Raw genomic sequence first — 18742 nt, forward strand, 5'->3', positions numbered from 1 at the left:
TAGGGGTGTCAGAAGCCCCCGGCCACTACAAATCATTCAATCAATGCAGGGTTGCCGAGTACCTCATAGTTCAGGTACTCGCCAATTTCAGGCTCGAACTCCTCGGCCAGCATTGCCCGCATCTGCGCTTCTCCAAGGACGGTACCTCGAGGAGCCAGAACGGGATAGTTCGTTACCCCGTGCCGGTGTTCGTGGCACACCAGCAGCATCTCCTGATCGAGCTGCATCAGCCGGTTCACTTCTGCTTGAGCGGCAGCCATGTCACTTGGCGCAGTTGGCGAAACGTTGCCAAGGTTGGAGATCAAGTCGAACAGGTTAGAAAGTTGGGCCTTGGTATACATGGGGTACTCCTCGCTAAATGGTGGCCCATCTTCAGGCCCCCGGGGCAGTGCCAGAAGCCAGTCAAGCGAGGATTGTTCAATCTACGATGTTCCCGAAAGCCAGTGCTTCGGCCCGGGCGACACTAAGCCGTTGGGGTCTGGAAGCGCTGGCTTTACTCAGAGCGCTCCTCGGTTTCGATATTGTTTGCAGCTCCCTGATCGGACTCGACCTGGTTCCATCCACCGATCGGACGACATTCCTGCAGATCGCGACTTCCATAAATTTGAAGGTCAGTTTTGCTCGCCTTCTCCTCAAGTATGCGCAGAGATTCCTTGAGCACGGCCAACACAGCATCACCTTGCATAGACGGGGCACTTTCGACGATCGGTGATGGATATTTTGCTCCGTCATCCCAATCCCAAACATGGGATGCCAGGTTCCAGCCGACGTTGGCAGTGACAGAGCACAGCAAGCCGACGATTAAGGCTCCCCCGCAGAACTCACCGAGCGTCATCAGTCGTGACGTCCACGATTTTGGGTCGGGGCCCGCGGAGACTTCGGTGTGTACACGACTGTACAGCGAGGTGATTCCTTCGATCAGTTTGTCCGCTTCGGCCCTGCAGGTGAAATGAGCCAGGACTTTGTCGTAGAGGCCGCCGGTCACCACGTAAGAGAGCGGATGATCGAACCCCGGGCGCGTTTCCTCCTCATCCATGGCACGAAGCACCAAACCTACGCTGCCGCTGAAGCTGCGGGTAATTTCGAAGGAATAGCCAGGCGCTGTGAGTCGGATAGGGCCGTACTTTTCTGCTGCGATTGTGATCTCAGATGCGGAACTGAATACAGTTGGTTTGGTTTGCATGTGAAGTGCTCAGAGATAGGAGGCCAGTCATTGTCGATAATAGGGGGATAATCACAACCCAAAACACCATGTTCAAACCCAAAGCATGCTGAGTTGCTCAACTCACAGGTCCTGATGCCCCGTCATCAATGGGATCAGCTGCTGACTATTCTCGGAATTGGTCCTAAGACCACGGCCTGAAGAATTTCGAGTGCGCGTGCAGTATCAATCTCACTGCAATCATCGCGGTGGCAGTTAGGGCAGATAACATCCGAATCGTCATGGGGCCCGGACGTCCCAGCACTCTCCTCTGAGCTGCCCACCCAGCCACACTTGTTGCACTCGGTTAGGTAGTGCTTGTGAGTGAGCGGCTTGCGCCCAAGGCCGCCATTCAGGTAGAGCGTGGAAAGGGGCGGGTTAGTACAGTCCGATGTAGGCTCGATGGTGACAATGCCCAGCTTTTGCCCGGCCTGGCGCACCGCATCAAGAGCCTCGTTCTCATAGCCCCAATGGTTAACAACACGCTCGCCGGCTGGCACTGTTTTGAAATACTCATGCCGGATTTGATCGCCGCTGATGACGTAATCACGAATTGAGCAGATGAAGTCGCGCAAGCCCCCGCCGTGGGAGAAGTTGGGCCAGTCACGGTCGGAGTGGGTATTGACCTGGTGTTGAGTGGCCTCATCGACGATGAACACCTGGTCGGTGATGAGGCGCAGCTCAGCGACGCGGCCGCTGGACTTGTGCAGAAAGAACTGCCGGCCGCAACTGGCGACTGCGCTAATGAAATGGTTCGCGAGCGCCAGGCGCTGTACGCGCGATTCAAGTGAGTCCGTCACGAAGATTCCTCATGGTTTGGTGGTAAGGCGGGTGGGTTGGCGCGCCTGAGGTGCACCGAGCAATTGAGATGCGCCAATTATGTATGAGAGGTGAGGTGCCCCCGCGAAAGCGATGGCATCGAAATTCGTGGTCAAGCCCCGTGCTGGGGGGCTTCGAAATCGATACGGTTTCGAGGATTGTTGTTCCAGCCACGCGGCTTCTTGTCGTGCCGGTACTTGAGACTAAGCACTGCAGAGTGACTTACAGTCTGCGCGCTGCTGAGCTTGGTGAGGTGGGCTTGAGCGTCGGCGTAGGACATCAGCTTGCATTCCTCGAGCAGGATCGCAGCACTGCCGGCGGCCGCGATAACCAGATTGCCTTGGAATGTCACTTTGCGAAGGTTGAAGCGAAAATCATGCAGCGCTGCCATGGTGATTCTCCATTGGGTTTCGATGGATCAATCATCAGGCGGGAATGGGTGTGGCAGAAGCGGGAATAACCAAATGGTGTATTGGGGTGGCCTGTCCATTCCGGGCAGGCCAGCGTCCATCACTCGACAGCAGTTACTGCTGGTTTTGGCTTCTTGCGTGCGGGTTTCTTCACCGGTGCGGCGGGGGTTAGCATCTGAACGGCCTCGGCGATCGAGTCCTTATTCAGATCCATCCAGCTGGGAGACGCTGGCGCTTCGTCACAGATTCTCAGAGAAACCTCATCCACCAGTTTTGGGCTGAAGCCGCGTGGTAGGCGGCTGTCTGGTGAAATGTTCAACAGGTGTCGCGTCCAGAACTGCTTCCACTGACCTTTGGGCCGCATAAACTCGCGCGCCATCAGTGCTACACCGGAGGATTTACCGTCCACATAGGGGTGGCCAATAGGGAGATTGATAGATTGCTTCACAGGGAATTCCTTAAATCTTGACTTGCAGGCGGAGGATAAATGCCCGCCTGCATGCTTGAAGTGTACCGGATTGGTACAGCGTGGATTTGAAACCGGGGTCTTCAATGCTGGCCCTAGGGTTCACTTCGCGGGGAGGGTGGGGAGCCCAATAAGGCTCTCGCCCTGGTACAGCGTGTGTGCCGTGCCGCCCCTCGGTTGGAACCCCAAACTCACTCAGCATCTCACGCTCCTGAATTGAATCGGGGGCGGGAGCCATCAGCGACTGCTCAGGGATTCTCACAACTATCCAGTTTAGGATTCTTCCACTTCCAATGTGTCGAAAGGAACGATTGCCCTTGCATTCTCGAGCCAATCATCAGGGTCTTCAAATTTCTCTCTGACGTAATCGCCATCACGATTGCGATAGCCAACAGCTAGAAACCGGAGGTGTTCACGTCGGATCATGTAGGCTGCAGTGACACGGGCTTGGCAAGCATATTCCGACCCGTCGAAGACTGGAGCGAGCAACCCAATCATGGTCAGCAGAGCATCATTTTGCTCTCGTACAAAGTTGACGAAGAGTTGCTGAGAATCAGCCTGCACCGGTTTGACTTCTCTAGGACGACCGTCTTCATGTTCGAGCCCGTACAGGTATACGGCCCCCTGAGACTCGACGAACATTACATTCTTGAACAACCGACATGCGCCTCCCGGCTGGCAGGCCTTGATGTCGGCGATCCAGAGCTCGTCATGCTGGGAATCCGGAAAGAGGCCTGCTTGGCGCGGATTGGAAGCTGAATAGATGGTTGCTGGTGAGATGTTGTCTTGCATAGGTAGGTTCCAAAAAATGACAGAAGTAAATCTAGCTCATTCAATTTTTAGTCGTAAGCGGTCAGCGGGCTAGCCCGATAGTGCTATCGCCTTGGTAAAGCGGGTGTACTGTGCCATCCATGAGATGGATCTGGACCCATGAATGGCCGTCGCAGGTGTACTTGAAAGCCTGTGCGTTGGTGGTCATTGATTTGGCTAGCTCGAGCGCTTCGCCATAAGTGATCGCACCCAAGGCCGGGGCTTGGAATGTGCTGGCGGTTGGCACCCCCTCATCCGGGCCGGACTGGCCATACTCTACGTTGAGCGGCGGGAGGAAAACTTTCTTATTGAAATGCGGGTCCTCATACCACTGTGGGAGTACGTCCCCCAGCGTGCAGCCGATAATGGCCAGCGCGTAGGCGTGAATAAGGCGGCGCGCCATGTAGCTACGCCCATCAGGCGTCTCTACCAGCCAGCTATCGATGCCGATTGGGCGGCTGGAGAGCTGCAGCCGGCTGACCGTGGGCATGATCGCCAGCCAGGCGTAGGGGTTTTGGTCTGCGTGAGGAGTGTCGAATGGGCCGAACTCTCGGCCTTCACGGATCAGATCGCACTCCCAGGCATCCCAGGGTGCCTCCAATGTGCCGGTGTTTGGCAAATCCAGGGCAATGCACAAGTGTAAGCTGAGCATGTTGCCTTTGAGAGTATTGATTTGCATGAGGGTCTCCTTGATGAAGACCCATCTTCAGGGTGAATTGGACGTGCCAGAAGCCCCGCAGGCGGTTGGAGTCGCAGCGGCGCTGGGCCTATACCGCAACCTCGTCAAGCATCGCAGCAACCCAGTCCCAATAGCCCCTCAGTGTGTTTACACAGGCCACCTCATAGCGCCAGTCTGACTTCGGATACAGACTGTGTTCCCCTGTGCTGGCGTACTTGAGCGCAAGCTGGTCAGGGCTGAGGTCCTGGTCGGCAATCTGCTGGAGCAACAACGAGGGGATGGACTGAACGAATTCCTCAACGAGTGTGCCAAAGCCAGGCTTCCCGCGGCCGGTCCAACCGTACACTTGACCTTCAGGTTCGGCGAGGTTGTCGAATCGCAGGAGATTGACGACTTCAGCAGCAGGGCCTTCGGAGAACTCGATAATTGCAACATCAAGGTTGGGGAGGTGCTCTGAGAGCTCTTCCACTGTTTTGATCGTGTGGCAGGCTGACACGATGCCGCGCACGGACTGGAGGTGCCAGCCTTCGCGCTTCAAAGTCTCGATGAGGGCTGGAACGATGATGGCAGTGTGTTGGCTTTCAGTATCGTGCGGCATATCGAGTTTCCTGTAGATGAGGCTTGCAGGATGAGGCCAAAGGGCGTGTGCCAGAACCTAAACGGACCGGGCCGGTAAAGCGGAACTGGTTGAGCCTTTTAGTTTTTCGATTGAGATGGCATCAGCCGGCACGTCTACGCCCCACCATTCGAGGGCCTTCTCACGAAAGAGATTCCAGTCGTCAATAGTGGTCGCGCCATGGGTGCAGAGCCTGCATTCTGGCGCACCTGCCATTTGCTCAGTCACTGTGTTGTGCAGATCAATGCCGCGTAGGCTGAACCTGCCCACGGTGCTTCCATCGGAAGCCTGTAGCCATACTCGATCACGAAGGACGCTCGTTTCCAACCAGTAATGAAGGGGCATTTTTCAACCTTAAATTCCGTTGCCGGTACCGACTTTCCAACCATTTGGCGCGAATGATACCGGAGGCTATGCCTGGAATCATGACACGTGCACCCTGTGCCAGAAGCGCCGCTCCGAGAGAGTAGTGTCGCTGCAGGATAACTCGCGGCCGAGGGCGAACCAGACATCTGAGCCCGAGGTAAGTCCGCTTCGCTGAAAAACCGATTTACCGTGCCCCTCCTGGTCACCGGATGGGTGTCAGGTATTTCCCGCAGTCGGATAATTTGGTGATGGTGTTTTGGAGTGCGCAAGAAGGACGCGTGTTCTATGGTTGCGCGGTCTACTCACAACCAGGTAACCGACATGCAGGTACAGAAATTCGACTGGGACCGATTCAAATTGACCGATGTTTTCAAGCTGGTTGAGGGCGATCAAGTGATCGTGTCTGACCAACTTGTGACTGTTGCAGGCCCCGCTTACAAAAAAGATGGGGTCATTCACTTGCCTGCCAGTCCTGTCAATCAAGCCCCTATCCTCGTTGATTTTTCGGACACAGCAGCAATGCGGGCCATGGATTATTCAGGGTCTGCTGTCCACGATTTCGGTGACGGCACGGCAATGATTGCGGAGCTGGACGGATCGTCTAGTCTGGTCTATTCGCCGCGCCTCCCAAAGGAGAAGTTGGAGTCCTTCTGCCAGGAGCATCTCCACCGGTATGAGGCCTTCTACAAAGCAAACTCGGCGGCGATCAATGACGGCCATAAGGTTCGTCTCGAGCCATGGTGGTAATGAGTCGCCAAGCGCGGGCGTTTGCCTGAGTCCAGTGTCCGTAAATGCCTAGGGCCATCCGTGAGTGTGGATGGCCTGGCCGGTTGCTCTATTCATGGCGAATGCTGGAGAGGGCGCCGCCGAAGGCTAGCGGCACTGGATGCCAAACTTTGAGTAGAGGCGTGCAATGGACCGAGTGTAGCGGCCGAACATCGCATCACCGATGAGGTGGTCGGAATAGTCCTCACCGTATTCACGTATCAGCCCACGCCGTAACACCCAGTCTACAAACAGGGGCCGGATTACGATTTCAGCAAGCCCACGGGTTTCGTGAACCCAATTGAATTCTGCAGACGGTGTCACCACTCTCACCAGGTTGTCGGTACCAAGAAGGTAGTCAACCGTCCATTTATCCCCTGTGGCGTCCATAACGATCGAGAACCAGGACTCACCGCTCGGGCCAGCGCTCAACTTAGTCAGTGAACGCTTACGGTAAGCGTTGCCAACCAGCCCCTCGAATGCAAATCCCGGTGTGAAGGTGGCGCGGTCTGCGCCTACGACCAACCGCGGCCCAAGGAAGTCGAGTTGATCCTTCACAATCCTGGCAAGTTCGCCACCCAAGCGGGACACATTGAATGGTTCAGCGTACATCTTCGGATTTTTATCGGTCATTGCTTTCCTCAGACTGGAGTTTGTTGTAAGCGCGGGGGTTCACCTACGGTCACCGCGCCGTGGGTGCCTGGTCAGCACCATTGACGACCGATAGCCGCGAAAGTGTGTGATGCCTTTTCATCCGATCAGCCGATACAGGCACTCCGTTGGCGAAGTCGCGAAACAGCTGTGCCGCCTCTTTGTTGGCCAGGCCGGGGGCCGCCGTGGCATTTGTATATCCAACCAGGCAGACCAAGCGAAGTGCAGCATCCAACCGACGGCGCTCAATCTCAATGAGTTCTGGTGTTTCGGGAAATGAACGGCGCGCTTGGTCGATCGCCTGCAGGCAGAGGACCGTAGTGGTGATGGACTCAACTGCAATGCCGGTACCGGCTAAAGCCGTTCTGAGGAGCAACTTAATCTCCTCGGTTTGGGGTAGAGGGTTGCAGGTATTGCTCATGGGGCCGCCGTGCGTTCCAACTAAGCGGCCATGATACCCCAGCAAAAGTGGTGCTCCGGCTATCTATGAGCTTCCGAATTAAGTGCTGGCGCAGGACCGGCTCATAGGCGGCGCTCGTTCAAGCTGTAGGTGCTTTGTTGTGCAAAGTGGCGAGCAGTGGGCCTAGAAGGTCCCGATAGGCGCTGGCCTCTGTTACCGACTCATGAATGTCATCGAGGGCCCGGTGACTTTTTCGCTTTGCTGGCTCGAAGGAAGGGGAGATCAGCTTGAGGAATTCCTTGACCGCGCTGACGTCCAGGTTGCGATAGAACAAGAAGTCATTCAGCGCCGGCATCTGGGCTTCAACAAACATGCGATCGAAGTGAATCCCGCTACCGCACAGCGGGGCAGCCATGTCAGGAACCCCATTCGAGCGGTAGAAATGGATCAGTTCGCGCTCGGCTGCTTCAAGCGTCATGGTCGATTGAGCCACCTCATCGAAGAGCCCGTTCTGAGTGTGCATCTGAACGACAACCTCGTCGCTGAGTTTCATAACAACGTCGATCGGTTGCTGAATCACAGCAGAGAAGGAGGCTACGACGTTGAAATGCTCGTCGGTGACCAGGGCGCCAATTTCGAGAATCCGGTGTTTGTAGACCATCCGCTCATGGAGTTGAGTGAACCCGGTAGTTTCAAGGTCTAGCCAGGGGAGCCTGCGAGGGGGAGGTAGCATCGTTCTGTACTCTTAGTTGGATGTGCCCATTGTCCGGCCAGCACCCGTGTGCCACCACCATCTTGACGGGACTCTCTATTGGCCAGACTTGGGGCTGAACTTCTTACCTTCTGGTGTTGCTTCCCAATATGGGGAGTCTGTTCCTTTTGCGATCAACCCAAGGCGCTGAAGGGCAGCTAGTGTGTCGACATTGCACATCCGTACCCCGTTGATCTCCACTGCCGACCCGTGGGAAACACGGGCGCTCCACCCTTGGCTCATCCACTCCATCACCCTGGCCTGGGCAGCCGTGAGCTTTATGCTTTTAGCGTCTGTCATGTCTGACCTCGATTTCCTAAGTTGGGTAACCATTATGTCGGGAGGATCAAGAAAGGCGAACCAAAGGGATGCGGAAAAAAATGATCCAGCTGGTTCTGGCACGCGGATTTCGCTGAGACGATGACCACCTCAACGAAAACTGCCACTGCAAGCGCGCAAGTGGCGGGCATTGAATACAGCGCGCCAATTCAAACGGAGATACAAACGTGGTCACTCATTACTCGGAAGCCCTGAACACCTCCTCCTGCGGCCGTACTGGTGCAAGCCTGGCCATGACGCAGGAACGTGACAAGGTCAGCTGTAAGACGTGTTTGCGATCGCTGGATAAGGTTGCGTCCGTCCCAGCACGAGTTGTAGAGCAAACCACTGAACGTCCTGCACCTCAGCGTGAGGTCAAATCCAGAATGGCCACGGCTGCCCGTGCGGTCACTCGCGCTGGTCAGCCGGCACCGAAACTGAGCGCCAGCGCATCTTGGCGGCAACGTCTGGCCCAGATTCCAGGCCGCAACCGACTGCCTCGCGGTGGAGCGCAACAGGTCTACATCTGATCCCCTCTCGGCGGTACCGTAGAGGTACCGCATCTGTTTCATGCCGGACGTACTTAGTCCGGCATGCTTCTGGCACACCAATTCCCCGGAGAACATGGCCCTTCATTCTGAGAAGGAAGTTTTCATGGATCTCAAGCAGTCTCGCCCAGTGACCCCTGTTGTTGGCCTTAGCCATTTGCAGTTGAGTCCAACTCCAGCCTCACCATGGCTTACCGCCGTTCCCGAGATGCCAGACTCTGTTGAGGAGTTCAGCTTCAAACTCCAATACCGCGGCCGAAACATCCAGATCACCTTCGTGCCAGATGAGGAGGGGACCTCACCAGGAGATGCCAACCTAATCAAGGTCAGTGATGAGCAGGCTAAGGGGTGGGATGTTGGTGAGTGGTGGTACCACGATTTGCTGGTGAGCATTCTCGATGACCAGGGTGAGACACTCGAGCTGCAGAACCAGGCCACCAGCTTTGGTTACGGTCGCCTGCCTAGCTTCATGGATCACAACGAGCTGAGCCAGGCCATCTGTGACGGTCTCTGTAACGAGCTGGATGAAGCTGGCATACCGAAGGCTCAACCAGCGTTGTGAGGGGCGTGTAGCGCTCTAGGGGTTGGTGCTTCAGCAGTGTACGAGTTGCCCCCGGGCGCCCAAATGCGCCAGGCGGGCCGGCCCGTGATCAAATCTTCGTGACGGTCATCTTCAATTCCCACTGGTCGGTGCTGTTTCCACCGCTCTGGGTCACGGGAACGCCATCGGTGAACAACACAGAGCCTGAATGGCCGATCTCCCAAGTTTCGGGAAGGTCGATAAATTCATTTGTCCCAGCTACAGGCTTCCGGGTCATTTTGATCAGCCTTGAATAGTCCATCGCATACGTGAACAGGACCTTCCCATCAGTAGTGGTAATGGCTGTGCTGGTGAGCGTGAACCCTGTCGCCAAGTCCTTCTCAACCTTCTCCGTAACTTTGTTGTCTTTGACTGCCAGGGATGCGGTGTAGGGGCGGTGCTGCGTGTTTTCGAATTTGCTGAAAGCTCCGGCTGGGAGCTCTGTCGTGAATGCGCCTACCTTGTTACCAGAAACCGTTAACTGCGCATCGACTTTGTAGAGGTCGTCGGCGTTGACTGCTGTGGTCCACAGGGCTAATGCAGCGGAGATGGCGAGGACTTTCATTGGCAACCTTGGGAGATGGAGAAGTGGAATCTCCGAAGGTTAAACGGCTGCACAGCTACCGCAACCCAAAACCAGGTGTCGGAATTCGTGAGCATTCTGCTCGTGCTGGTCTGAGTTCGGCCGGGCTACTTCGCTGCCAGGCCCCTCAGGCGCTTGAAAATGTGTAGCTTCGGCTTAAGCACAAGCACAGGGAGGAGCATTAGAACCGTGGCGACGATGATTAGGGCTGCGCTAGCGATCCACCCACCCAGCATATGCCATTGAGCTGGGTCGTACAGGAACCCCGAAGTGATATTCGAGAGTGTGACTGTCTCCTCAGTCAGCGAGGTTACAGTCCAAGTGCCATCGAGCCTAGCGACAGCACGACCGGTCAAGATACAAGCGCCATCCGCAATGGGTTGGCCGATCAGCTGGCACACACTTGAATCCCTGACTGGGATTCTCATCGAGTCAATTACTTGCAATGAGAACCCAATCCTCATCGCTGCCCAGACTACGAGGAATTGCCAGGCTAGTGCGCAAATGAGTCCCACAACTGAATCCTATCTGATGCCCGCAGGCTTTGTTTTGAACGGGCAGATGTCCTGACCGTACTGCAATGATACTGGATGATTCACCTTGGAGGGCAGCCTGGCTCCTGCTCGACTGAGTAACGTTGGGTGTATGAGACCTATCTGGACTTGATCTCCTCTACCGATGTGTCTAGCGAGCGGAATCCTTCCAGATACTCTCTGTACTGGCGGGTACCGATTTTGAGATTCTTAACTGCAGAGTCTTCTAGCTTGAGGCCGTCTTTCCTGGCCCGTTGTCCTTCGCGGAATGCGAGGGACTTTCTGTCTTGCGATATTTCCATGATTCAGTCTTTCGCTTCCTTCGGCTCTGCAAGTGCAAGCCTTGCCCACGGCACTTCAAATAGGCGCTCCGGTTTGTAACGGCCAAGCTTGTCAAAGTCGACAATCGGCTCCGGGGTGCCCGAGCCTTCCTGGGCACGGTAGCCAGCAATCTGACCTTCACGGCCCATGTAACGCCGGGCCTCAGCTGGCGAAACCTGCTGAAGCCATGCGTCGGTGAACTTAACAGCGGTGCCCTTGGGCAAAGCGTTGGCTGGAACTTCCATATCTAATCCCGGGTTGTGACAACAGATCATCTGTACACAGCAAGTGGTGGGTGCTGCCTCAGGCATACAGGCGGTGCGGAAGCCCCTCATTAACTTCCCGGCGGATCTGATCTCTTACACTCATCAGACCAAGACCGAGCAAGCTAAGCCCTCGCCAGTTCCGCTTGTCATAGATTTTCGGATTCGACTGCCAAAATCCGACGCCGTAGACCAGGTCCTTGCCGCTTGCTTCTACAAGCTCCAGACCATCTGTCGCCAGTAAGTCGGCCTTGAGGTCCGTATGCTGGGTGAACTTTGCATATAAACCGGACCTGAGGATCGCTCCGCGTCGGGCAGCCCATACGGCGTCCACATATCCTGCAACCAGCCTGCCCAGCGCTTTGTGTTGAGCCGGGTCGGAAGTGGCCATGATTTCCGCAGCTCGGACTTCATCTCCAAACAGCCGGGCCTTCGCAAACATCAGGAATTGCTCTAGGCAACAGAAGGTAATCCCCTTGATGGTTACAGGTCGCATGTACCAGTTACTGTAGATCTCGGACCTGTGGTGGAACAGAAGCATCCCATTTGCAACGATCATTGGATGCCACCGTAGTAAGCGCGAGCCTCCTTGTAGAGCTGGACCGTAATCCCAGCCTTTCGGCAGATATGGTAGATATTCAGTTCCGGCTCGCGGGATCGAACATCCTCAACGCGGTCGATCACATCACGCGCCCACTCATTGTCTTGGGCGAGAGCCGCTTCACTCCCAATGTCAGCACCTGGACCCAAGACACTGATGGAACCGGACAAGCTCGCGTGCTCGTCAGCCAAGCTGGCGAGGCAGTCCGTGTGAGTGCTCTGGGGTTGAGCGAAGGGCTTAACCAATGCCACCAGAGTGACCGCGTCATGCCCAGCGCTCTTGAGGGTTTCGATGATTTCCATTATCAAACCTTCCGTTGGGCCAACCTGCGCTGGCCCGTTGGTGAATCGGGTTAGGCTGCTACGTCTTCGACTTGCTTTCCGAGACTGGCTTGGAAGGCCGGGAGGACGAACAAGCGGTCTGCATAGGATGAAAGAGCCCGAAAAGGTTTCAGGCAAAGACCAGCTTCTTTAGCAGCCCACAGCCAAGGCCCGATGGTGACGTCCATGATGCTGATTTTGCTGCTGGCGAAGTAGGCATAGCCTTGAACCATGCTATCCATCTGCTGAAGGTAATCACGCAAATTGGCTTGTGCGTCCATGTCACCAGCTTTCGCAGCGCTCAGCAATGGAAACAGCTGCTTGTGAAAGGACCGAACCTGCTTGCGGTACACAGCACGGCTGGCTGTGTTTGCTGGCAGCAGGGGGGGTTGCGGGTGCTGCTCATCGATGTACTCGATGATAATGTCGAGTTCTCCGGTAGTGACGTTGCGATCGCTCAGGCTGGGCGACTCGGTAACGTCTTGGGACAGCGCAAGCTGGGCGTGTTCAACCATGTCCAGCTCGATGTACTCCAGCCCTTTGACCTCGGCAGCAAAACGAACAATGTGCGACTTAACGCAGTTTGGGGAGGTGAACAGTTTGGTGTTGGTAGAGATGGACATTGTGACGACTCCGTAGTGCTTGGCTGATGCGATAATGGTACACGCCTAGGCGTGTACCGCAAAGCAAAAGATGCCGCATTTACGGACTTTCGCATTTCCGAACATGGGGAATGAATGCCCCGCGCGCCCAGCGGCTCAGCGGAATTTTTGAAGTCGGAGGGGATCGGTTTCAACCCATAGAATCCCAGGCCTTAGGCCGGGTTCGGAGTCACGCCGCGGATTTTGAGTTTAGATTTTAGACGCGCCCGGACCTCTCGCTCACAATCCTCCAGGAACAGCTGCCCCGCCTCGCATCCAAACCATGCCATCAAGCAGTCGATGACTTCATGGTCAGCTGAGGAAACCTGAGGGGTCGACTTCAAACCCAGTGCTGGGAAACCGGACATCCGGCTGAAGTCGCTTGGCCTTGCAACGATGTGTTCGATCAGGCGTTTACCAGATTCTCGCTTGTTAGCTTTGGCCCAGGCGAAGAGGTAGGCATTTTCGCCTGCGGACGCCATCAGCTCCTTGGCCTCGTGCAGAAACGCTCTGCCGCAGTTGGTCCCGGTCCAGCGGATTGTTGATGCTGCAACTTGAACGGCCCGGGGCGTCATCTCGCAGGTGAGTATGCGCGACAGAAGAGAGCGGTGGCTCTCCTCCCAGGTCAGCCCCTCCGGCACCACGATTACTCTCCATTTCGACACCATGACCACTTCGCCAACGACGTCAACTCGTACGGGACAGAGGGGTTCATGGCTAATTACTTGGATATGGTCGGTCATGTTGCGTTCTCGCTGGAAGGTATGGTCAGGTGGCTGGGGTGTGGAGATACCTACCCCTCATTCGTATCCAAATGCTGGGTACCAATGCAGGCCTCCAGCTTGTTAAGGGCGTTTCTTACCGTTTCCCTGGAGCGCTGCTCGTCACGCTCACGCGTTTCGCGGGTGACACGAGTGAACTCTGCCCAACCAGCATCGTCTTCCTCTTCCGTCAGCGCAGGGAGAGTTTTGGGGGCCTCCAGTCGAGCATCGCTTGCACGCGCCTGAGGGCTGTCAGCGTACCGGGTGAGATCGGTGATTTTGGTCATATGATGATGCTCCAATGAAGTTCGATGGAGCTATCGTCGGTCGGGTGCGGGTGTGCCAGAAGCACCGGCGACAAAAATGGGAATCGTCTGGCTAAGGTGTTCTACGCATCACGGGCAGTCGGGCGAGCGATGCTAGGACCAACCCTGCACATCCTCGCCGGGAACAGCCTTGGAGCTGTTCGCCTAGGCTGGGATTAACGGTCCGAAGCTTGTGTAGAGATAGCCCGGCATATAGCCGGGCTGGATGTGACGTGGGTGTTTAAGCGTTGGCGGCCGGCGGCGCGAGGTATAGGCCTTGGATCGCATTTTCACGCTCACCATGAGTCAACGTCAGCCCCAGTTTGAGGGCGGTGGCGTCTACCCCCTGCTCGGCATGCTCCACTGTAGCGTGGTAGACGTAGGTAGTGCTTTGTCCTCGGGCGGAGTCGACCACGTGAGCTACTCGTTGCTTGCTCTGTGCTTTGGTCACGACCAACACCAGCGCGGCTAAGGACGTGTTTGGGTAATCGCCTTTGATTTCGCTGGCGAACTCAAACGGGTCGAGATCAACCAGACTGATACCAACTCGGGCGGCGCGGGCCATTGCGCACTGTTCCTCAGTGATGAAATCCAGCGGGGTGCCAGCATCTATGCCAGTCCCGGCACTCGGAAACACAGGCACACCGTTGTGCCAGCCATGGGAGGCAAGCTGCAACATGAACGTACCCCATTCACGAACGGTCAGCTGTTTAGGGATCTTCGGATGCTCGGACTTGAAACGCTCGTAGAAGGCATCGTCGAGCATTTTAAGCATCATCCGCACTGCCCGGTTGCAAACCATATGGTCTGGCAGGTTATGCAGGTGGTTGAATGTGGCTCCGGTGTACGCCTTCTCCAACGCCGCAACGGGCAGCAGCTGGCGAAGTAGTTCAAGCGCGTAATCGAGGTATAGGGCATTCCTTTGCGGTTTGAAGGCCTGGCCCAGAATTTCTGCTGCGATATGCGGTGCGCGGATATCACCCAACAGTTGCACGAGGGCGGCGACGTCGAATTTTGGTTGCTGGTAAGTCATAACTGGTGTCCTGGCTGATATGAGATGCGGCCAGCTTCCGGTCGTTTCGGATGTGCCAGAAGCGCACAGCCCGATTAATTGCTTAGGTATGCGCGAAGGCGGGTAAGGCTCAGACCCTCAATGCGGGTTCCAGGATGATTGGCGTACTCGGCGCGGCCTCAAGGATTGAAAGCCACGCGAGTTTCTTGTACCGGTGTCACTGGTGCTGTGGCGGCTTGGTTGATAAGCGGTGCAAGCAGCCCAGAATGCGGTCTGGGGTAGCGTTCAGGGTCAGTGCGGTGATTGGCCCTTGAGCTGCTCGACCAAATCACGTTCCGCTCGAGCAGCGTCCTCACGCGATCCGTACGTGTAGTCACCAGGTGCATTCAATTGGTCCCCGCGGCGGGGGTCGCAAACAATGCGCCACTTTCCGTCCGGATAGTTGTTGCTCACACAGCCGACGCTGCCTGATGGGTGGCGGACGTTACTGACGTACCAGCCGCCCTGTCTCCACGGGGAAAAGCTGGGTTGCCAGGTATTGAGGTCAGTCGAGCGGGGGGGTACTAGGGTTGATCATGTGATGTCTCCATTCTGTCGAGTGATGGAGACAGGATGGGAGAAGTCTGCCCGTGCCAGAAGCCGCCAGGCCATGGCAGCCTTGTGTACTTGGGCAGACTGCGATCTCACTCCTGTATTGGGCCTAAGCGTTGGTCAGCACGACAACGAAGTGATTCCCGTGGAACGGCCCGCTCCCAAGTGCGGTGCGTAGCTTCTCGACTATCAGTTCCCATCCCGGCATATCGCTGTCCGAGCCTTCGCCGGTCATTGAAGGGTCGACCCAAATGGCCACGTCAGCAATGTCACCCTCTTCGATCGGCCCTTGACGATGGTGCCAGGTCATAGCCTGGGAGTTATTGAGCCAGCGCTGAAAGGCAGGGTCGGCGAAGAGACCGGGCACCGACAATTTAATGCCGGTGATGGGGGTTACGCTGGCTGAAGATACCGCGGTGCTGATATCAGGATTCATAAGGGTGCCTGTAAGGATTGAAGAAAGGGAGGGCGAAGCGCCCTCTAGGTTGTGGGTTACCAGTCGTAGGTAGGGAGACCGTCGACTGCGCCAGCGCCCTGATCCAGCTGGACCCATGTGCTATTCCACTGGGCGACACCATCAGAGCAAGGCAGGCCCTTGTTACTGATCCAGCTGGCGATGTCTCTGAGGCACTGTGGGACATCCTCACCCAGCTCGACCTTATTACCGATGATCTTCAGGCAAATGAAGAACCCGTGCTGCCATGTAGCGCAAGGAAGCCAGGGGTTTTTGTCGCCTTCATCCGTTAGCCTGGCTGCGACCTCCTGCGACAAGTGACTGGTGCAGATGATAGGTAGGGAGATGATTTCCAAGGTGATGCCTCATTGCTTGATTGATGAGCCATATTCAAGCTATACCCCGCGTGTCAGAACCCCCTAAGCGGTTGAGCCGCATTTTTCTTCGTAGCCCAGGGCAGGGAACAAAGGTGTGGTGGCGAGTACAAAAAAAGGGAGGCCCTGTAGGGCTTCCCTCTTTGACGGACAATAGAATTTAGATGCCTTTTAAGCGGCGGCGCGGGCCTGGTGCTTCTCCTCTGCTTCCTTGTACAGGCGATGAATTTCTGAGGCTGCAACCTTCATCAGTGCAGTCTGGCGCTTGTGGCTTGCGCGAACCACGAACTGGTGCAGGGCAAGCAAAGCTGCGTAGAGCCAGAATGTGGCTGGCCCCACAAAGTCACCTGACTTGAGCACAATCGGAACCGCAATCAGATAAGCCAAACCGCCAATGTAAGTCATGACGGCTTCGATTCGATGCGTACCTGGGGCAACGTTTCGCACGAAGAAACCTCCGTGACCGTTCCAGTTGAGCCAGCCCGCCCAAACCAGCGGGGACATTAGGGCGGCAATCGGGAAGATCGCCCAGCCGAATACAACCAGAATGCCAGCCCAAATAGCTGAGGAGAACACGCTGGTTGTATCGGGGGGAACCGAATATGTCATCCCGGTAGAGAAGTTGTGGTCGATCAGAGAGCGGCCGCGCCAGCTGACAGTACCCAGAATGTGCCCGGGGCGTGCACGCAGTTCCCCATTGCCTGCATAGTGAACGTCACGGCCTGTATTCAAGTCGTGAAGCCAGGTGCTGTGGGATACCTGAACGTCATGGTAGGTATTGGCTTCAAGGTTGCCGAAGGCGTTCCGACCGATACTCACATCAGTGTAAACGGTGCTACGGGATCGGGTATCCAGGACGCGGCCTACCACGACATTCATGCCCTTGAGCATTTTCGAAGTTGCATCAGACGGCGCACTGGTGCGGCCAAACTTCTTCTTGCCCAGCAGGACTAAAACCCCGTAGGACAACCCGTACGCAACTGCTGCGATGATGGCGGTTGGGGGGAGTTTCTCGTGCACGAGAAAGAGAAATGTGCCGAGCAGGCTGCCGCCTGCTTCGTAAGCAAGACCGAAGATGAACACCACTGCTGCACCGGCAAACCCCAGTGGCGATAGGCGCTTGAACGCCATGTAGGCGCAGAACACCGCTAACAGCATTAGGAAAATGGTCACTTGTTGTCCTTCAAATGGGTGGAGTAGCCACGCGTTAATTCATGCTGCGGAAAGCTCAGGTTGGGCCGGCCCCTGCGCCGCGGCAAAATGCCATCACCGAGTATAATGACTCGGGCAAGGATGTCAGCTCTCAGTCGCAGCTCCCGGTTCATTCCTGGAGGCCGGTTATGAACAGCCCATTTACTTAGGCTTCCATCTGGGCCTGTTCAGCCGATTTGCCAGAGCCGGCTTCTCCCGAACTGCCACCATTCGTTGCGATGGAATGGTAAGCCAGCAGCATTTCGACCATCAGGGCGTGGCCACCCATGTTCGTGTACATGTCTGCCCACACCTTGATCTGTTCAGGAGGGTGGCGAACGAGGGCTTGCGCACCATCCGAGGGGAATAACCCGGTAGTGGTTAGCAACTGCTCGGTGGCAAGATCCAGCCTACGCAGCACTGGCCCGTCAAGCGGGTGCTCAAATGGAACGGGTCCTGGGGAGAGGTTTGCTACACGATGTCGGGCGTCAGACAGCAATTCGATGAAGCTGGTAAGCAATGCCCGGGATTCGACAGTCCCCTCGTAGAGCCCCGCATGGTAGGCAGCGGACGCCTCAAACGTTCGGGCATACTCCAATTCTGATCGCAGGCGCTGGACCTCGCCTGCAACAACGCCGGCTTCTTGTGGGAGACGTGGCTGGTTCCAGCCATGCTCAAAGAACGCATGGGCGGTGCTGCCGGCCGGGTACGGGTTTTCCTTCGGAGACCCGGCAGCTCTGGCGCTCTGAGCCTGGCTGATGATTTCGTCGTAGTGCTGCATTGAGCTTCCTTGATCTTGCGTGATGCGGCTGTGAGGAAGGTAGCCCCTCAGCACCAATGGTAAGGGGCAGTGATAGGGAGTAATTACGGAATGTCGCCGATGAAGCAATAGGCGAGCAGCTTGCCATCAGCTTCGTAGAGCCTGAGGGTTGCGGTTTCAACTTGGTCCATATCGGGGAGGGCAGTACCGGTTTCATCGGTGATGAGCATGTAGCGGCCATCCGGTTGGTCGAGGCGCAGTGCGTGAATGACACCAATCCGTGCTTCATAGAAGCCGTAGTAGCTTGGCTCAACCTCGACCACGGTGCTCTCGTCCACGAAGGGGTTGGTGATCGCCATGTCCTTGTACTCAAACCACAGAACGTCTGGATCATACTCACACACCACATGACTACCAGAAGGGGTGCGGGTGAACATTTGACCGAAGGTATCTGACATAGCTGAGGTTCCTTACTGATGGGTGATTCGGCGATTATGTCCGCGATAGGGTCCATCTTAGGACTCGACTTCGTGTGCCAGAACCACCTAAATGCCAAATAGTGCTTTGAGTGGGCGGAGAGTAAGTCCTCGATATACTGGTGTCTGTCGCCGAGCAAAAAGCTTCGGTTCTCCGCGCAACGCAACGAGTATTC

26 protein-coding genes are annotated in these 18742 nt (G+C 56.2%); 2 read left to right on the plus strand and 24 right to left on the minus strand.

The genetic code is table 11. From position 1 onward, the window contains the following. Positions 1 to 32 precede the first annotated feature (32 nt). The 8 genes from H8F21_RS13685 to H8F21_RS13720 all read right to left on the minus strand — a co-directional run bounded on the left by H8F21_RS13685 (position 33) and on the right by H8F21_RS13720 (position 4983). Entirely contained in the window at positions 33 to 341 is a 309-nt protein-coding gene (locus tag H8F21_RS13685) for a hypothetical protein (protein ID WP_203584553.1), read from the minus strand. A 152-nt stretch (positions 342 to 493) separates the two neighbouring features. Next, complete coding sequence (locus tag H8F21_RS13690) at positions 494 to 1183, minus strand: hypothetical protein (RefSeq protein ID WP_203584554.1); 690 nt, start codon at positions 1181 to 1183, stop codon at positions 494 to 496. A 134-nt stretch (positions 1184 to 1317) separates the two neighbouring features. Then, complete coding sequence (locus H8F21_RS13695) at positions 1318 to 2001, minus strand: hypothetical protein (protein WP_203584555.1); 684 nt, start codon at positions 1999 to 2001, stop codon at positions 1318 to 1320. Between the two features lie 131 nt (positions 2002 to 2132). After that, the gene (locus tag H8F21_RS13700; RefSeq protein WP_203584556.1) at positions 2133 to 2411 is read right to left on the minus strand and encodes a hypothetical protein; all 279 of its coding nucleotides are present in this window, start codon (positions 2409 to 2411) and stop codon (positions 2133 to 2135) included. A gap of 119 nt (positions 2412 to 2530) precedes the next feature. Then, the gene (locus tag H8F21_RS13705; protein ID WP_203584557.1) at positions 2531 to 2878 is read right to left on the minus strand and encodes a hypothetical protein; all 348 of its coding nucleotides are present in this window, start codon (positions 2876 to 2878) and stop codon (positions 2531 to 2533) included. A 291-nt stretch (positions 2879 to 3169) separates the two neighbouring features. Next, positions 3170 to 3688 carry a hypothetical protein gene (locus tag H8F21_RS13710; protein WP_203584558.1) on the minus strand — a complete coding sequence of 173 codons (519 nt, stop codon included), beginning with the start codon at positions 3686 to 3688 and terminating at the stop codon, positions 3170 to 3172. Positions 3689 to 3749: 61 nt separating this feature from the next. Then, positions 3750 to 4385 (minus strand): hypothetical protein, encoded by a 636-nt coding sequence (locus H8F21_RS13715; RefSeq protein ID WP_203584559.1) that lies wholly within the window; start codon positions 4383 to 4385, stop codon positions 3750 to 3752. 88 nt (positions 4386 to 4473) lie between these two features. Further along, entirely contained in the window at positions 4474 to 4983 is a 510-nt protein-coding gene (locus H8F21_RS13720; RefSeq protein ID WP_203584560.1) for a hypothetical protein, read from the minus strand. Positions 4984 to 5688: 705 nt separating this feature from the next. Here H8F21_RS13720 and H8F21_RS13725 point away from each other — a divergent pair. Continuing rightward, positions 5689 to 6114, plus strand: coding sequence for a hypothetical protein (locus H8F21_RS13725; protein WP_203584561.1), 426 nt, complete (start codon positions 5689 to 5691; stop codon positions 6112 to 6114). Positions 6115 to 6240: 126 nt separating this feature from the next. On the opposite strand, the gene H8F21_RS13730 is transcribed toward H8F21_RS13725, so the two are convergent. The 3 genes from H8F21_RS13730 to orn all read right to left on the minus strand — a co-directional run bounded on the left by H8F21_RS13730 (position 6241) and on the right by orn (position 7916). Beyond that, positions 6241 to 6765: a hypothetical protein gene (locus H8F21_RS13730; protein ID WP_203584562.1), complete on the minus strand. Its 525-nt coding sequence runs from the start codon at positions 6763 to 6765 to the stop codon at positions 6241 to 6243. 49 nt (positions 6766 to 6814) lie between these two features. Then, positions 6815 to 7204, minus strand: coding sequence for a hypothetical protein (locus H8F21_RS13735; protein WP_203584563.1), 390 nt, complete (start codon positions 7202 to 7204; stop codon positions 6815 to 6817). 118 nt (positions 7205 to 7322) lie between these two features. Continuing rightward, on the minus strand, positions 7323 to 7916 hold the full coding sequence (orn, locus tag H8F21_RS13740; protein ID WP_203584564.1) for an oligoribonuclease: 594 nt from the start codon (positions 7914 to 7916) through the stop codon (positions 7323 to 7325). 990 nt (positions 7917 to 8906) lie between these two features. On the opposite strand from orn, the gene H8F21_RS13745 reads away from it, so the two are divergent. After that, a complete protein-coding gene (locus tag H8F21_RS13745) occupies positions 8907 to 9362 on the plus strand; it encodes a hypothetical protein (RefSeq protein WP_203584565.1) in 456 nt (151 codons plus the stop codon). An 88-nt stretch (positions 9363 to 9450) separates the two neighbouring features. Here the strand turns inward: H8F21_RS13745 and H8F21_RS13750 are convergent, their stop codons facing one another. The 13 genes from H8F21_RS13750 to H8F21_RS13805 all read right to left on the minus strand — a co-directional run bounded on the left by H8F21_RS13750 (position 9451) and on the right by H8F21_RS13805 (position 18548). Beyond that, complete coding sequence (locus tag H8F21_RS13750) at positions 9451 to 9945, minus strand: hypothetical protein (RefSeq protein WP_203584566.1); 495 nt, start codon at positions 9943 to 9945, stop codon at positions 9451 to 9453. A gap of 856 nt (positions 9946 to 10801) precedes the next feature. After that, positions 10802 to 11062, minus strand: a complete 261-nt coding sequence (locus H8F21_RS13755) for a hypothetical protein (RefSeq protein ID WP_203584567.1) — start codon at positions 11060 to 11062, stop codon at positions 10802 to 10804. A gap of 58 nt (positions 11063 to 11120) precedes the next feature. Next, on the minus strand, positions 11121 to 11639 hold the full coding sequence (locus H8F21_RS13760) for an NADAR family protein (protein WP_203584568.1): 519 nt from the start codon (positions 11637 to 11639) through the stop codon (positions 11121 to 11123). Next, positions 11636 to 11983, minus strand: a complete 348-nt coding sequence (locus tag H8F21_RS13765; RefSeq protein WP_203584569.1) for a hypothetical protein — start codon at positions 11981 to 11983, stop codon at positions 11636 to 11638. Before H8F21_RS13765 ends, H8F21_RS13760 begins: the two co-directional genes overlap by 4 nt. 50 nt (positions 11984 to 12033) lie before the next feature. Further along, positions 12034 to 12624 (minus strand): glutathione S-transferase family protein, encoded by a 591-nt coding sequence (locus tag H8F21_RS13770; RefSeq protein WP_203584570.1) that lies wholly within the window; start codon positions 12622 to 12624, stop codon positions 12034 to 12036. 191 nt (positions 12625 to 12815) lie between these two features. After that, positions 12816 to 13385, minus strand: a complete 570-nt coding sequence (locus H8F21_RS13775) for a hypothetical protein (RefSeq protein ID WP_203584571.1) — start codon at positions 13383 to 13385, stop codon at positions 12816 to 12818. A gap of 50 nt (positions 13386 to 13435) precedes the next feature. Further along, positions 13436 to 13690: a hypothetical protein gene (locus tag H8F21_RS13780; RefSeq protein WP_203584572.1), complete on the minus strand. Its 255-nt coding sequence runs from the start codon at positions 13688 to 13690 to the stop codon at positions 13436 to 13438. 259 nt (positions 13691 to 13949) lie between these two features. Beyond that, positions 13950 to 14741: a hypothetical protein gene (locus H8F21_RS13785; RefSeq protein WP_203584573.1), complete on the minus strand. Its 792-nt coding sequence runs from the start codon at positions 14739 to 14741 to the stop codon at positions 13950 to 13952. Positions 14742 to 15420: 679 nt separating this feature from the next. Beyond that, the gene (locus H8F21_RS13790; RefSeq protein ID WP_203584574.1) at positions 15421 to 15747 is read right to left on the minus strand and encodes a hypothetical protein; all 327 of its coding nucleotides are present in this window, start codon (positions 15745 to 15747) and stop codon (positions 15421 to 15423) included. 56 nt (positions 15748 to 15803) lie between these two features. Continuing rightward, the gene (locus tag H8F21_RS30180) at positions 15804 to 16121 is read right to left on the minus strand and encodes a DUF5983 family protein (protein WP_459565140.1); all 318 of its coding nucleotides are present in this window, start codon (positions 16119 to 16121) and stop codon (positions 15804 to 15806) included. 189 nt (positions 16122 to 16310) lie between these two features. Continuing rightward, positions 16311 to 17312 (minus strand): hypothetical protein, encoded by a 1002-nt coding sequence (locus tag H8F21_RS13795; protein ID WP_203584575.1) that lies wholly within the window; start codon positions 17310 to 17312, stop codon positions 16311 to 16313. A gap of 184 nt (positions 17313 to 17496) precedes the next feature. Beyond that, positions 17497 to 18111: a hypothetical protein gene (locus H8F21_RS13800; RefSeq protein WP_203584576.1), complete on the minus strand. Its 615-nt coding sequence runs from the start codon at positions 18109 to 18111 to the stop codon at positions 17497 to 17499. Between the two features lie 83 nt (positions 18112 to 18194). Next, the gene (locus tag H8F21_RS13805) at positions 18195 to 18548 is read right to left on the minus strand and encodes a hypothetical protein (RefSeq protein ID WP_203584577.1); all 354 of its coding nucleotides are present in this window, start codon (positions 18546 to 18548) and stop codon (positions 18195 to 18197) included. Positions 18549 to 18742: the final 194 nt, after the last annotated feature.

Source organism: Pseudomonas arcuscaelestis (assembly GCF_016881005.1).
Lineage (GTDB): Bacteria > Pseudomonadota > Gammaproteobacteria > Pseudomonadales > Pseudomonadaceae > Aquipseudomonas > Aquipseudomonas arcuscaelestis.

Excerpts from the sequence above, each read along its gene's own strand:
- H8F21_RS13685 (WP_203584553.1), bottom strand. The coding sequence starts at position 341 with ATGTATACCAAGGCCCAACTTTCTAACCTGTTCGACTTGATCTCCAAC.
- H8F21_RS13690 (WP_203584554.1), bottom strand. The coding sequence starts at position 1,183 with ATGCAAACCAAACCAACTGTATTCAGTTCCGCATCTGAGATCACAATC.
- H8F21_RS13700 (WP_203584556.1), bottom strand. The coding sequence starts at position 2,411 with ATGGCAGCGCTGCATGATTTTCGCTTCAACCTTCGCAAAGTGACATTC.
- H8F21_RS13710 (WP_203584558.1), bottom strand. The coding sequence starts at position 3,688 with ATGCAAGACAACATCTCACCAGCAACCATCTATTCAGCTTCCAATCCG.
- H8F21_RS13715 (WP_203584559.1), bottom strand. The coding sequence starts at position 4,385 with ATGCAAATCAATACTCTCAAAGGCAACATGCTCAGCTTACACTTGTGC.
- H8F21_RS13720 (WP_203584560.1), bottom strand. The coding sequence starts at position 4,983 with ATGCCGCACGATACTGAAAGCCAACACACTGCCATCATCGTTCCAGCC.
- H8F21_RS13725 (WP_203584561.1), top strand. The coding sequence starts at position 5,689 with ATGCAGGTACAGAAATTCGACTGGGACCGATTCAAATTGACCGATGTT.
- H8F21_RS13730 (WP_203584562.1), bottom strand. The coding sequence starts at position 6,765 with ATGACCGATAAAAATCCGAAGATGTACGCTGAACCATTCAATGTGTCC.
- H8F21_RS13735 (WP_203584563.1), bottom strand. The coding sequence starts at position 7,204 with ATGAGCAATACCTGCAACCCTCTACCCCAAACCGAGGAGATTAAGTTG.
- orn (WP_203584564.1), bottom strand. The coding sequence starts at position 7,916 with ATGCTACCTCCCCCTCGCAGGCTCCCCTGGCTAGACCTTGAAACTACC.
- H8F21_RS13745 (WP_203584565.1), top strand. The coding sequence starts at position 8,907 with ATGGATCTCAAGCAGTCTCGCCCAGTGACCCCTGTTGTTGGCCTTAGC.
- H8F21_RS13750 (WP_203584566.1), bottom strand. The coding sequence starts at position 9,945 with ATGAAAGTCCTCGCCATCTCCGCTGCATTAGCCCTGTGGACCACAGCA.
- H8F21_RS13755 (WP_203584567.1), bottom strand. The coding sequence starts at position 11,062 with ATGGAAGTTCCAGCCAACGCTTTGCCCAAGGGCACCGCTGTTAAGTTC.
- H8F21_RS13760 (WP_203584568.1), bottom strand. The coding sequence starts at position 11,639 with ATGATCGTTGCAAATGGGATGCTTCTGTTCCACCACAGGTCCGAGATC.
- H8F21_RS13765 (WP_203584569.1), bottom strand. The coding sequence starts at position 11,983 with ATGGAAATCATCGAAACCCTCAAGAGCGCTGGGCATGACGCGGTCACT.
- H8F21_RS13770 (WP_203584570.1), bottom strand. The coding sequence starts at position 12,624 with ATGTCCATCTCTACCAACACCAAACTGTTCACCTCCCCAAACTGCGTT.
- H8F21_RS13775 (WP_203584571.1), bottom strand. The coding sequence starts at position 13,385 with ATGACCGACCATATCCAAGTAATTAGCCATGAACCCCTCTGTCCCGTA.
- H8F21_RS13780 (WP_203584572.1), bottom strand. The coding sequence starts at position 13,690 with ATGACCAAAATCACCGATCTCACCCGGTACGCTGACAGCCCTCAGGCG.
- H8F21_RS13785 (WP_203584573.1), bottom strand. The coding sequence starts at position 14,741 with ATGACTTACCAGCAACCAAAATTCGACGTCGCCGCCCTCGTGCAACTG.
- H8F21_RS13790 (WP_203584574.1), bottom strand. The coding sequence starts at position 15,747 with ATGAATCCTGATATCAGCACCGCGGTATCTTCAGCCAGCGTAACCCCC.
- H8F21_RS13800 (WP_203584576.1), bottom strand. The coding sequence starts at position 18,111 with ATGCAGCACTACGACGAAATCATCAGCCAGGCTCAGAGCGCCAGAGCT.
- H8F21_RS13805 (WP_203584577.1), bottom strand. The coding sequence starts at position 18,548 with ATGTCAGATACCTTCGGTCAAATGTTCACCCGCACCCCTTCTGGTAGT.